This window comes from Conexibacter woesei DSM 14684, assembly GCF_000025265.1.
In the GTDB taxonomy this organism is placed as follows: domain Bacteria; phylum Actinomycetota; class Thermoleophilia; order Solirubrobacterales; family Solirubrobacteraceae; genus Conexibacter; species Conexibacter woesei.
On record NC_013739.1, the window covers coordinates 5,787,725 to 5,799,703 of the forward strand.

Annotated in this window: 12 protein-coding genes; 5 read left to right on the forward strand and 7 right to left on the reverse strand. The window is 74.5% G+C overall.

From position 1 onward, the window contains the following. Positions 1-16 precede the first annotated feature (16 nt). Both CWOE_RS27175 and CWOE_RS31585 read left to right on the forward strand, forming a co-directional pair. Positions 17-2,272 carry a glycoside hydrolase family 3 N-terminal domain-containing protein gene (locus CWOE_RS27175; protein ID WP_012936867.1) on the forward strand — a complete coding sequence of 752 codons (2,256 nt, stop codon included), beginning with the start codon at positions 17-19 and terminating at the stop codon, positions 2,270-2,272. Between the two features lie 12 nt (positions 2,273-2,284). Next, on the forward strand, positions 2,285-2,818 hold the full coding sequence (locus CWOE_RS31585) for a DUF4232 domain-containing protein (protein WP_012936868.1): 534 nt from the start codon (positions 2,285-2,287) through the stop codon (positions 2,816-2,818). A 3-nt stretch (positions 2,819-2,821) separates the two neighbouring features. Here the strand turns inward: CWOE_RS31585 and CWOE_RS27185 are convergent, their stop codons facing one another. Together CWOE_RS27185 and CWOE_RS27190 are read right to left on the reverse strand one after the other, a co-directional pair. Continuing rightward, positions 2,822-4,474: an FAD-binding oxidoreductase gene (locus CWOE_RS27185; RefSeq protein WP_012936869.1), complete on the reverse strand. Its 1,653-nt coding sequence runs from the start codon at positions 4,472-4,474 to the stop codon at positions 2,822-2,824. Then, positions 4,471-5,049 carry a TetR/AcrR family transcriptional regulator gene (locus CWOE_RS27190; RefSeq protein WP_012936870.1) on the reverse strand — a complete coding sequence of 193 codons (579 nt, stop codon included), beginning with the start codon at positions 5,047-5,049 and terminating at the stop codon, positions 4,471-4,473. Before CWOE_RS27190 ends, CWOE_RS27185 begins: the two co-directional genes overlap by 4 nt. Before the next feature lie 48 nt (positions 5,050-5,097). Here CWOE_RS27190 and CWOE_RS27195 point away from each other — a divergent pair, with 48 nt between their 5' ends. After that, entirely contained in the window at positions 5,098-5,349 is a 252-nt protein-coding gene (locus tag CWOE_RS27195) for a hypothetical protein (RefSeq protein ID WP_012936871.1), read from the forward strand. On the opposite strand, the gene CWOE_RS31590 is transcribed toward CWOE_RS27195, so the two are convergent. Then, positions 5,346-6,467 (reverse strand): DNA polymerase III subunit, encoded by a 1,122-nt coding sequence (locus CWOE_RS31590; protein ID WP_012936872.1) that lies wholly within the window; start codon positions 6,465-6,467, stop codon positions 5,346-5,348. The two genes, CWOE_RS27195 and CWOE_RS31590, sit on opposite strands and share 4 nt — an antisense overlap. 79 nt (positions 6,468-6,546) lie before the next feature. Between CWOE_RS31590 and CWOE_RS27205 the strand changes: the two genes are divergently transcribed. Then, positions 6,547-7,467, forward strand: a complete 921-nt coding sequence (locus CWOE_RS27205) for an SDR family oxidoreductase (protein ID WP_012936873.1) — start codon at positions 6,547-6,549, stop codon at positions 7,465-7,467. Positions 7,468-7,518: 51 nt separating this feature from the next. Beyond that, the gene (locus tag CWOE_RS31595; RefSeq protein ID WP_012936874.1) at positions 7,519-9,366 is read left to right on the forward strand and encodes an OmpA family protein; all 1,848 of its coding nucleotides are present in this window, start codon (positions 7,519-7,521) and stop codon (positions 9,364-9,366) included. A gap of 6 nt (positions 9,367-9,372) precedes the next feature. Here CWOE_RS31595 and CWOE_RS27215 read toward each other — a convergent pair whose 3' ends face one another. The 4 genes from CWOE_RS27215 to CWOE_RS27235 form a co-directional block, all read right to left on the reverse strand. Further along, positions 9,373-9,729 carry a hypothetical protein gene (locus tag CWOE_RS27215; protein WP_012936875.1) on the reverse strand — a complete coding sequence of 119 codons (357 nt, stop codon included), beginning with the start codon at positions 9,727-9,729 and terminating at the stop codon, positions 9,373-9,375. Further along, positions 9,729-10,328, reverse strand: coding sequence for a L,D-transpeptidase (locus CWOE_RS33710; protein WP_012936876.1), 600 nt, complete (start codon positions 10,326-10,328; stop codon positions 9,729-9,731). Before CWOE_RS33710 ends, CWOE_RS27215 begins: the two co-directional genes overlap by 1 nt. 185 nt (positions 10,329-10,513) lie before the next feature. Then, the gene (locus CWOE_RS31600) at positions 10,514-11,182 is read right to left on the reverse strand and encodes a ferritin-like domain-containing protein (protein WP_012936877.1); all 669 of its coding nucleotides are present in this window, start codon (positions 11,180-11,182) and stop codon (positions 10,514-10,516) included. Continuing rightward, positions 11,179-11,808 carry a ferritin-like domain-containing protein gene (locus tag CWOE_RS27235; RefSeq protein WP_012936878.1) on the reverse strand — a complete coding sequence of 210 codons (630 nt, stop codon included), beginning with the start codon at positions 11,806-11,808 and terminating at the stop codon, positions 11,179-11,181. Before CWOE_RS27235 ends, CWOE_RS31600 begins: the two co-directional genes overlap by 4 nt. Positions 11,809-11,979 lie beyond the last annotated feature (171 nt).

Here is an 11,979-nt window from a genome sequence, read left to right on the forward strand (position 1 = left end):
CCGGAGGAATCGCCACATGTCCCGTCACGTGTCCGCCATCCAGCGGATCGCGCTCGTCGCCGTGCTCGCGGCGCTCGTAGCGCTCGCGTTCCTGCTCGCCCCGCGAGCGGCCGAACGCGCCACCGCGCAGGATCCCAACGCCGACGTCGAGGCGAAGATCGACGACTGGCTGTCGAGAATGACGCTGGAGCAGAAGCTCGGCCAGCTGCAGCAGCTCGACGCCGACTTCCCGAGCGGAAGACTGAGAGACGACCAGCTGGCGCTCGTGCGAGCCGGCCGCCTCGGCTCGACGCTCAACGGCCGCGGCGCCGCCAACACGAACGCCGCGCAGAGAGTCGCGCTGGAGCAATCGGCGCTGAGAATCCCGCTGCTGTTCGGCTTCGACGTGATCCACGGCTACCGCACCGTCTTCCCCGTCCCGCTCGCCGAGGCGAGCAGCTGGGACACGCAGGCGGCCGAGTCCTCCGCCGCGATCGCCGCGCGCGAGGCACGCGCCGCCGGCGTCCACTGGACCTTCGCGCCGATGGTCGACGTCACCCGCGACCCGCGTTGGGGCCGCGTCGTCGAGGGCGCCGGCGAGGACGCGTTCCTCGGCTCCTCGTTCTCCGCCGCGCGCGTGCGCGGCTTCCAGGGCGAGGACTACTCCAGACCCGACCGCGTCGCCGCGACCGCCAAGCACTGGGTCGCCTACGGCGGCGCCGAGGCCGGCCGCGACTACAACACAGTCGACACCTCCGAGCGGCGGCTGCGCGAGCTGTACTTCCCGCCGTTCAGAGCCGCGGTCGACGCCGGCGTCGCTTCTTTCATGACCTCCTTCAACGAGATCAACGGCGTGCCCGCGACCGCGAACCCGTTCGTGCTGAGAGACGTGCTGCGCGACGAATGGGGCTTCGACGGCGCGGTCGTCAGCGACTACACCTCGATCAGAGAGCTGATCCCGCACGGCGTCGCCGCCGACGACGCCGACGCTGCGCAGCTGGCGCTCAACGCCGGCACCGACATCGAGATGGTCTCCAGAACGATCGCCGAGAACGGCGCCAGACTCGTCGCCGACGGGCGTCTCTCGGAGACGACGGTGGACGACGCCGTGCGCCACGTGCTGCGGCTGAAGTACCGCCTCGGCCTGTTCGACGAGCCGTACGTCGACGAGTCCAGAGAGGCCGCCGTGCTGAACGACCCCGCGCACCGGCGCGAGGCGCGCCGGATCGCCGCGCGCTCGATGGTCCTGCTCAAGAACGACGGCGGCGCGCTGCCGCTGCCTGAGAACCTGCGCCGCGTCGCGGTCGTCGGACCGCTGGCGGACTCGAAGGAGGACATGCTCGGCACCTGGATCGGCGACGGCAAGGCCGCCGACGCGGTGACCGTGCGCGAGAGCATGGAGGAGCTGCTCGGCAGACGCAACGTCCGCTACGCGCCGGGCTGCGACGCGCCATGCGCCGCGAGCGGCGGCTTCGGCAACGCGGTCGCCGCGGTGCGCGGCTCGCAGGCCGCCGTCGTCGTGCTCGGCGAGCCGGCGGCGTGGAGCGGCGAGGCGTCCTCGCGCAGCGAGATCGGCCTGCCCGGCAGACAGCTGCAGCTGCTGAGAGCGATCCACGCGACCGGCAAGCCGTACGTCGTCGTGCTGATGAACGGGCGCCCGCTGACGCTCGACTGGGCGGCGAGAAGAGCGCCCGCGATCGTCGAGGCGTGGTATCCCGGCACCGAGGCCGGCCGCGCCGTCACCGACGTGCTGTTCGGCGACGTCAACCCCGGCGGCAAGCTGCCCGTGACGTTCCCGCGCAACGTCGGCCAGATCCCGATTCACTACGACCAGAAGCCGACGGGCCGCCCGCCCGACCCGGCGAACAAGTACACGTCGAAGTACCTCGACGTCGACGTCACGCCGCAGTATCCGTTCGGCCACGGGCTCAGCTACACGACGTTCGCGCTGTCGAACATCGGCGTCTCACCCGGCGCGATCGCGCCCGACGGCGAGGTCACGGTGAGCGCGGACGTGCGCAACAGCGGCCGTCGCGCCGGCGACGAGGTCGTGCAGCTCTACGTGCGCGACGAGGTCGCGAGCGTCACGCGGCCGCTGAGAGCGCTGCGCGGCTTCGAGCGCGTGACGCTGCAGCCCGGGGAGTCCAGACGGGTCACGTTCAGACTCGACCGCGACGACCTCGGGCTGATCGACGCGCGCGGCGACTTCACCGTCGAGCCGGGCCGCTTCCGCGTGTGGGTGTCGTCCAGCTCCGTCGGCGGCCTGGAGGGAGGATTCACCGTCGAAGAGTGAAACTCACTCGCCATGTCTTCGATCATCTCGGTGCGCCGTGTGCGGCGCACCGTCCTCCCCACGCTGGCGGCGGCCGTGGCCGCCGCCGGCGTCACCGCGCTGCTGCCCGGCAGCGCCGTCGCGGCAACGCCCCGCTGCGCCGTCGACCAGCTCGACGGAGCGTTCAAGAACGCCTCCGCAGGCGCCGGCAGCCGCACTGCCACGCTCGTGCTGACGAACACGTCGCGCTCGCGCTGCAGCCTCTTCGGCTACCCCGGCGCGCAGCTGCTCAACGCCAGAAACCGCGACCTGCCGACGAACATCGTCCGCGACCGCTCGCGCAGCCCGAAGACGGTCGTGCTCGCGCCCGGCGGCCGCGCCGTCTCGCAGTGGCGCTGGGGCGCGATCGCCGGCAGCGGCGAGCCGCAGAACAGAGCGTGCGAGCCGAACCCGGCGCGGATCGAGGTCACGCCGCCGAACGCGACGAGATTCCTCGTGCTGCCGTGGAAGATGGGCCCGGTCTGCGAGAAGGGCGAGATCACCGTGCGGCCGATGGCGGCCGGCTAGCCGTTACGCAGCGGGCGCGCCGGGGAGCGGCGCGGGGTCGAGCAGCTTGCCCGGGTTCATCACGCCCACCGGGTCGAGCGTCGCCTTCGCCGCTCGCAGCAGCGCGACTCCGAGCGGGCCGACCTCGCCGGGCAGCCAGGCGGCGTGGTCGCGCCCGATCGCGTGGTGGTGCGAGAGCGTGCCGCCGTGCGCGACGATCGCGTCGTTCGCCGCCGCCTTCGCCGCGTGCCACTGCTCCAGCTCCGCGCCCTCCTGCTGGCGCGCCGCGAACGTGAAGTAGAGCGAGGCGCCGGCGCGGTACAGGTGCGAGACGTGGCACCACACGACCGGCGCCGTGCCGCGCTCGCGCAGCGCGCCGTCGATCGCCGCGCCGACCGCGTCGTAGAGCGCGCCGAGACCGCTCCACGTCGCCGCCGTCTCCAGCGTCTCGACCAGCACGCCGTGCGCGAGCAGCTCGTCGCGCAGGTATGGCGCGTGGTAGCGGCCGTGCTCCCATGCGCCGCCGATCCCGGTCCCCAGCGCGACGGCGCCGTGTGCCCGCAGCACTCGCACCGCCGCGGTTCGGCGCGCGCGGACGTCGTGCTCCGAGGCGCCTTCCCAGCCGCAGATCGAGAGGCACGGACGTGCGTGCCCGCGCGCGCTCAGGTACCCGCGCAGCGCCTTGGCCTGCAGCGTGTCGCCGCCGGCGAGCGCGAGCGAGACGCGCGTCTCCTGCTCGTCGGAGAGGCGTGAGACGTCCGGCGCCGCACCGGCCTGCACGAGCGCGCGGAAGGCGTCGGCGCCGGCCTCGAACGACGGCAGCGAGAACGCCTCGTAGCGGCGCACCGCGGGGCGCGGCCGGACGCGCAGCGTCACCTCGACGATCACGCCGAGCGCTCCCTCGGAGCCGACCAGCAGCTCGCGCAGGCTCGGGCCGGCGGCCGACGCCGGCAGCGTCCGCGTCGCGATCTCGCCGCTCGGTGTGACCGCTCTGAGCCCGACGACGAGCGCGTCGATCCGCCCGTAGCCGGTCGACGCCTGCCCGGCCGAGCGCGTCGCGACCCAGCCGCCGACGGTCGAGTGCTCGAACGACTGCGGGAAGTGACCGAGCGTGAGGCCGTGCTCGCGCAGCGCGTCCTCCAGCGCTGGGCCGAGCATGCCAGCCTCGAACGTCGCGGTCAGCGACGCCGCGTCGACCGCGACCAGCTTGTCGAGGCGCGCGAGCGACAGCGTCAGAACGGCGGCGCAGTCACCACGCAGCGGCTCGACGCCGCCGACGACGCTCGTGCCGCCGCCGAACGGGACAACGGCGACGCGCGCCTCCGAGCAGGCGCGCAGCAGCGCGGCGACCTGCTCGGCGGAGGCGGGGAAGGCGACCGCGTCGGGCGCGCCGGCGAGCGTCCCGGCGCGCAGCCGCACGAGGTCGGCGTAGCCGCGGCCCGCGGCGTGCCGGACGCGTGTGATCCGGTCGTCGCGCAGGTGCTCGGCGCCGACGATCGCGACGAGCCGCTCGCGCAGCTCCGCCGGCAGGCGCGCCTCCGGCAGCGCCACGTCGTCGAGCGCGACGTGGTCGCGCCGCGGTCCGAGCTCGCCGACCTCCGCGCGCAGCAGCGCCTGCGCGCCGGGCGGCAGCGGCTCGTCGTGCCCGTCCTCGCCCCAGCCCCACCAGCGCATCATGGCGCCAGGTAGCGGTCGAGCAGCCGGCGCAGCTCCGTCAGCTCCGGCTCGCGGGCGGCCTCTGCGCCCTCGGCGAGCGTCTGCAGCACGAAGCCGCGCAGCGCCAGCTCGATCGAGCGGGCGACGATCGCCGGGTCGGCGGCGGCGATCGAGCCGTCCTCGACGCCCTCGCGCACGCGCTCCTCGAAGGCGCTGACGACGGCGTGCTGGAAGCTGCCCAGGCGCGTCGTGACGTACGGCAGCAGCAGCTCGGGGTCGACGTCGACGATGCGCAGGAAGAGCGGGTTGCGCGTGAGCCGGTCGGCGCCGCCGACGGCGCCTTCGACGAGCCGCTCGCGCGCGGTCGGCAGCTGCCCGGCCTGCGCGTCGACCTCGCCGATGATCGCCGAGAACTCGCGCGTCATCAGTGCCTGGATCAGCGACGTCACGTCCGGGAAGCGGCGGTAGAGCGTCATCCGGCTGACGGCCGCGCGGCGCGCGACGTCCGTCACCGTCGTGCGGCGTACGCCGACCGCCAGCACGCATGCGCGCGCCGCGTCGAGCAGGGCATCGTCCTCAACCGTGCGTTGTGACACTCTGGGCAGGTTTGTATCAGGTCACGGCACCTGACATCCTCAGTCGCGATGCGCCTGATCACTCCCGCGGTGCGCTACGGCCTGCCGCTCCTGCTGACGATCGTCGGCGTCTACCTGCTCGAGACCCGCGCGGACAGGTGGGGCGGGCTCGGCGTGATGCTCGTCGGCACCGCCGTGATCGTGCTGATGCTCAACGTCCTCTTCCGCATCAGCATCAAGAGCAACAGAGAGCGCTCGCTGGAGGAGCAGGCGCGCGAGTTCTACGACCGTCACGGCCACTGGCCGGACGGGACCAGCTAGCGCTGGCTCAGCAGCGCTTCCAGCCGGTACGCCAGCGCTTCGAGCGCGAGCTCCTCGGTGACGTTGCTTCTGAGCCGCCGGCGTGTCTCCTCGATCAGCTCGACGCCGGCGCGAAGCCGCTGCGGGTCGCGCCCGTCAGCGTCCTGCGCGAGCACGTCCGTGCGGTCGGTGTGGTGGACCAGCTCAGGCGTGCCCCACGCGACGCAGGCAGCGTCGCGCAGCCACAGCGACGAGAGCTGCAGCCCGAGGTCGAGCGCGCCCGTCTCGACGCGCCGTCTCGTGCGCCGGATCCGCTCGGCGTACTCGTTCTCCAGCCGCTTGCGCTCTCTTCTGGAGACGACCTCCAGCTCGTCGGCGAGCTTCGCCTCCAGCTCCGCGACCGCCTCCTCGCCGCGGCGTCTCTTGACCGCCAGCAGCTCGGTCCACGGTCTGCTGCCGCCGACCTCGCCCGCCAGCGCCGCGCGCGCGAAGCGCTCGCCGCCCGCCCGCAGCGCCGGCCCGTCGCCGAGCGCCAGCTCCAGTGCGCGGGCGCCGTCGCCGAGCGCAAGCCGCGCGACCGCGCGCGCCTGCTCGGGCGCGACGCCGTGGCGGCCGACGCGCTCGGCGAGCTGCTCGTCGGTGAGCGCGTCGAACCGCACCAGCTGGCAGCGCGAGCGGATCGTCGGCAGGACCTCGGCGAGCCGGTCGGTCAACAGCACGAGGTGGACGAACGGCGCCGGCTCCTCCAGCGTCTTGAGCATCTTGTTGGCGGCCTGGTCGATCAGCGTGTCGGCGCGCTCGATCACGAACACCCGCCGCGCCGATTCGAACGGCGTCATCGCCGCGGCGGCGACGACCGGCTCCTCGATGTCGCCGACGAGCATCTCGTGCGCGCCGCTCGGCGTCACCCACGTCAGGTCTGGGTGCGTGCCGTGCTCGACGCGCGTGCGCGCGCTGTCGGGGTCGGCCGACCCCTCCGCCAGCAGCGCGGAGGCGAAGGCGCGCGCGGCGACGCGCTTGCCGCTGCCTGACGGCCCGTGGAAGAGGTACGCGTGCGACGGGCGCCCGCCGGGCGCCAGCGCCGCACCGAGCGTCGCGCGCGCGTTCGGGTGGTGCTCGGTTCCGGGCAGGTCGGCCATGCGACGTCGAGGGTATCGGCGCGGCGCCCTCCTCCGCGGACCGGCGCTCGACCGCGCCGAACGGGGGTAGCGTCAGCCCATGGCTTCCCCACAGCGCCCCATCTCAGGTCAGGTCGTCCTCGTCACCGGCGCCGCCCGCGGCATCGGCGCCGGCGCCGCCCGCGCGCTGGCGGCACGTGGCGCGAAGGTCGCGCTCGTCGGGCTGGAGCCCGCCGAGCTGGAGCAGGTCGCCGCGCAGTGCGGTCCCGACGCCGCCTGGTTCGAGGCCGACGTGACCGACCCCGAGGCGATCGCTGCGGCGGTCGAGGGCGCGGTCGCGCGCTTCGGCGGGATCGACGTCGTGATCGCCAACGCCGGCATCGCGACCGGCGGCACCGTCGCGGCGATCGACCCGGCGGCGTGGGAGCGCGTCGTCGAGGTCAACCTGTTCGGCAGCTGGCGCACCGTCCGCGCGGCGCTCCCGCACGTGATCGCGCGGCACGGCTACGTGCTGCAGATCGCGTCGTTCGCCGCCGTCGCGCACGCGCCGTTCATGTCCGCCTACTCGGCCAGCAAGGCCGGCGTCGAGGCGTTCGCGAACTCGCTCCGGACCGAGGTCGCCCACCACGGCGTGGACGTCGGCGTCGCCTACTTCTCGTGGATCGACACCGACATGGTGCGCGGCGCCGACGCGCGCACGGAGTTCGGCGGCATGCGCAAGAAGATCGCCGGCCCGTTCGGCAAGACCTCGACGCTGGAGCAGTGCGTCGACGGCGTCGTCGACGGGATCGAGAAGCGCCGCCGTTGGATCACCGTGCCCGCGTGGGTGCGAGCGATGATCCTGATCCGCGGGCCGCTGGCGGTCGCCGTCGACCGGCTCGGACGCGGAGAGGTGCCGGAGGTCGAGGAGAGAATGGACGCCGCGATCGCCCGCGAGGGCGCCGCCGCGGTGACCGCCCCGGTCGGCGCCGGCGGCGCCGCCGACAACGCCGCGCGATCGGGGCGCACCGCCGCTCCATAAGACACCACGAAGTAGCTTTTCGATCTTCTCGCGCGTAGGCTCTCGCGGCCGATGGCCGACGAGAGACCTCCGACCCCGAGCAGAAAGCTCGTCGACGGCGTCGTCGAGGGCGCGACGAAGACGCTCGTCGCGCTGCTCAGCGCCGCCTCGACCGTCGGCTTCGTCGCGTTCGCCGGCGCGGCGCTGACATGGCTGCGCTTCTGGACCGCCAGACTGCCGGCCGACCAGGCGATCAGCCACGTGCCGCGCAGCGAGCTGATCGCGACCGGTGCGACGGCGCTGTTCCTCTTCGCCGTCCTCGGCGTGCTCGCGACGGCCGCCGTCTACGCGATCGACACGAACGGGAGCGCGACCGCGCAGATGCGCCGCGGCCTGATCCTCGTGCTGACCGCCGAGACGCTCGTCGCGATCTGGTTCGTCGACGAGCTGGACGACGCCAAGCACGTTGCCGCGGCGATCGCCGTCGCGCTGCTCGGCGCACTCGGCGCAGCGATCGCGACGTATCCGACCGACGCGAACGGGAACGTGCTGCCGACGAACCAGTGGAGACGGCACCGCTGGCGCACGAAGCTCGTCGCCGACCGCGACGTCCCCGGCGGCGGCCACGCGCTCGACCCGACCCCAACGGGCATGCTGCTCGCCGCCGCCTTCGCGATCGTCGCCGCCGCCCTCTGCTTCACGGTCGCCCGGTACCTGGCGGCGGTGTTCCTCGCGGCCGCGCTGTTCGCCGTGCTGGCGTACGGGATCGCGAGAGCGACGCAGCGCTTCTGGCCGTACGGCCTCGCCGTCTTCTTCTCGGTCGCGCTGTTCGGGGTCGTGCTCCAGGCCGGGCGGCTGTTCGCCGTCCCGGAGGCGATCCCGGTCGCGATCGTGCGCACCGCCGACGGCCCCGGCGAAGGGCTCACCGGGCTGTTCGTCGCCGACGACGCCGACGGCGTCTGGTTCGCGACGGTCGCGCGCGAGTGCTCCGACGGCGCCTCCGGCGACGGCGTCGAAGACGACAGCGGCCGTCTGTTCCACGTGCCCGACAGAGCGGTGCGCGAGTACGCCACGGGCGCGACGATGAGCGTCGGCGCCGCGGCGAGCGCGGCGGTCGGCCTGCTGCACGAGCTGACCGCGATGCAGCCGTCGCCGTCCGTCTCGCCGCTCGCCGGCGCCGTCCGCCGGCCGCCGTCGGCCGACCCGCCGCCTGCCCAGCGCGATGACGCCGCGTGCGAGCCGCCGCGGATCGAGCGGTCGGTCCCGTCGCGGCCGCTGCCCGGCCGGCGCGTGATGCTCACCGGGCGCGGCTTCGGCGCGCGCCCGGACCGCGTCGAGGTCGACGGCAGAGCGGTCCGCAGCGTCTCCTACTGGACGCCGACGCGGATCGTCTTCCAGCTGCCGGGCGACCTGCCTGACGGCGGGACGGTCGTCGTGCGGCGCGGCACGGCAGCGAGCCGCGGCTACCCGCTGAACCCGCGCATGACGGGGACCGGCGCCGCCGCCGTCCCGGACGAGCGCGACGCGGTCATGGACGGCGCCGTCTGCGACGCGAGAGCGGGGAGCACGGTCGACCTCGACAGCGGCGCGCTGTTCGCGTACGACTCCGTCCAGCTCCGGCCGGGCGCGATCGAGCTGGTCGAGGGGCTGTGCGAGCGGCGCCTGCTGGAGGGTGCGGCGACGCTGCTCGTCGTCGGCTACACCGACGCGACGGGACCGGCCGCCTACAACCGCGTGCTGTCGCGCCGCCAGGCCGCGCGCGTCCGCGACGTGCTGCTCGGCGAGGCCGTCACCCGGCCGAGAACGGTCGTCGTGCGCGGCCTCGGCGAGGCGCGGCCGCGCACCGACGGCGCGGACAACCGCATCCGCATCGTCGTCCGGCCCGCGCCGAGGGGGGCGACGGAGGCCGGCGCCCGCTAGTTCACGCTAGTGCCGAGGGCGGCGCCGTTTCGCGAACCAGCCGACCTCGAGCGCCTCCTGCGCGGCGGCGCCGGCGATCGCCAGCAACACGACGGCCGCGATCACGATCACGATCACGGGGGAGCCGTCGTCCGCGGGTGGCGCGTCGACCGCCGCCGGCCGCCCCGTCGACTGGAGCAGGTGCACCGGAGCCGACAGGCGCGCCGACGCAGGCGGGCGTGACTCGAGCGTGCGGTCGCCGAGCGGGTACCGCTCCGTGAGGCCGCCCCTGGTCGTCGCGGGCTGCGACTGCGCGACGGCGTCCGACGCGAGCAGCGCGGCGCCGAGCGCGAGCAGCACGACGAGCCGGAGCAGCGGGAACATCAGCGGATCCTCAACGGCGTCCCGACCGCAAGCACCCGGCCGAGCCGCACGACGTCGACGTTGCGCAGGCGGATGCAGCCGTGCGACACCCGGCCGGGCACGAGCTCGGGGCGATCGGTGCCGTGGATGCCGACGAAGCCCCCAGCCGGCCAGTCGCTCACGCCGGGTGAGCGCGCGCTGGTGCCGAACGCGAGCGGTCCGTACGTCGCGCTGCGATAGCGCGTCAGCTTGTCGCGCACGTAGAAGCGACCGGCGGGCGTCGGCGCGGCGGGACGGCCGATCGCGACCGGCGCCGAGAAGACGCGCCGCGCACCGCGGTAGAGCGTCGCGCGCAGGCGCCGGCGGTCGACGACGAGGCGCGTGCGCACGAGCGTGTAGCCGCCGAGCGCGCGGCGTGGCAGCCATCCGGCCCGGCCACGGACGCCGGGGAGCCGTGCGCGCACCCAGACGCCGTCGGCGGTCGGCTGCGAGCGGCCGAGCACGAGCACGAGGTTGCGCGTTCGCTCCGGCGTCCTCGACGGCACGCGCTGGATCGGTCCCGCGCCGTGCCGCGGCGCCGCCCGCGCGACCGCCGCCCGCACGACCGGCGCCCAGCGCACGGGAGCGCCATGCGCAGCGAGCGGCGTCGGCGACGGGATCGCGAACGGCCGCGCCGGCGACGGCAGGCGCCGTGCGGACTCGGTCCCGGCGGCGGCGCGCGGCAGAACCTCAGCGACAACGGCGACCGCGCCGGCCGCGATGCCGGCCGCGAGCGCGAGCCCGACGAGGGGACCGCGGCGCCGCGTCAGCCGGTGAAGCGTGGCCTGCGTCTCCCCTCGGTCCGTGGCCGCTCGGCGATGAAGCCGGTCGATCTGACGAGCCGCAGCGCCTCCGCTCTCGGCAGCGGCTCGTCGAACGCGTCGGCCGCCGGCAGTCTGCCGGCGAGCCGCCGGATCCACGCGGCGTGGCGCGCCTCGACGGACGCGATCGCGATCGCGGCGGCGAGATACTCGCGACTGGCGATGCGCGGGGCCTGGTCCTTGTAGACCGCGACCGCGAGATCCTCGAACGCGACTGCCGTCGCGCGGAACTGCTCCGGCCGCTCGGTCACACCGCCGAAGTCGAACGCCGGCTTGGCGATCGCACGCCGCGCGAGCACGCTGCGCAGGGCGGTCACATGCGCGCGCTCGTGCCCGCCGACGACCGTCGCCTGTCGCGCGAGCGCGCCGTCGAGCGCGCCCGCCTGCTCCGCCTCGCTGTAGAAGGCGGCCTGCAGCTCCTCGAGCGTCAGCGCGTAGTTGAGGATCGCGACGTCACCTCCGGGGGACTCCGCCGCCCTCGCCGGCGAGCCGGCGGCGCCGAGCGCGGCGGCGCCGCCGACGGCGGCCGCGCCGCGCAGCAGCTGCGCGCGCGTGCAGGTCTCGGCGAGCGCGCCGTCGCGGTCGAACGGGAGCAGGCCATCGAGCGACGTCACGGCGAGTCCTTGAGCAGACCGGTCCGCTCGAGCTCGGCACGCACGCGCTCGTCGTCGGGCAGCGGGTCGACGGCGTCCGGCGCCGGGACCTCGCCGGCGATCGCGCGCGCCCAGCCGGCGTGGCGCGCCTCGACCGAGGCGATCCGCGCGACGTCCCCCAGCGCAGCGGGCGTCAAATTCGTCGCTTGGCCGTTGTAGGCGCCGACGACGAGGTCCTCGAGCACCGCCGCGGTCGCGCGGAAGCTGTCGACGTCGGCCGTCGCCTGTTCGAGGTCGAGCGCGGGCGCGGGTCTGCCGGCGCCGCCGAGCGCGGCCTCGATCGCGTCGATGTGCGCCTGCTCGTGACCGTGGACGACGCGCGCGAACTGGCGCAGCTCGCCCTGCAACGGCAGGCGGGCCAGTGCCTCGGCGTAGAAGCCCTCCTGGACGTGTTCGAGCAGCAGCGCGAGCTGCAGGATCTCACGGTCCTGCTGTGCAGACGGGGCCGGCGCCGATGCCGCAAGCCGCGGAAGGCCGAGCACCGCGACCGTGACGCCGGCCGCCGCGCCGGCACCGGCCGCCGCACGCTGCAGGAGCGCGGTGCGTGTGACCTTCGTCGGTGCGGAACCGAGCCTGATCGAGACCACGTCGCAGTCGATCGATCCGTCGTCTGGCGACTCGTCCGCAGCAGCAGAGAAACCTCGCAAGACCTCTCCATCCTTCGCTATCGCTTCTTGCGTATGCGAGGTGTTTCCCGATCTGGATCATCAGCACCGGATTTTGGCGTCCTGCCGTTGTTGCGGCCGCCGACCGCCGCC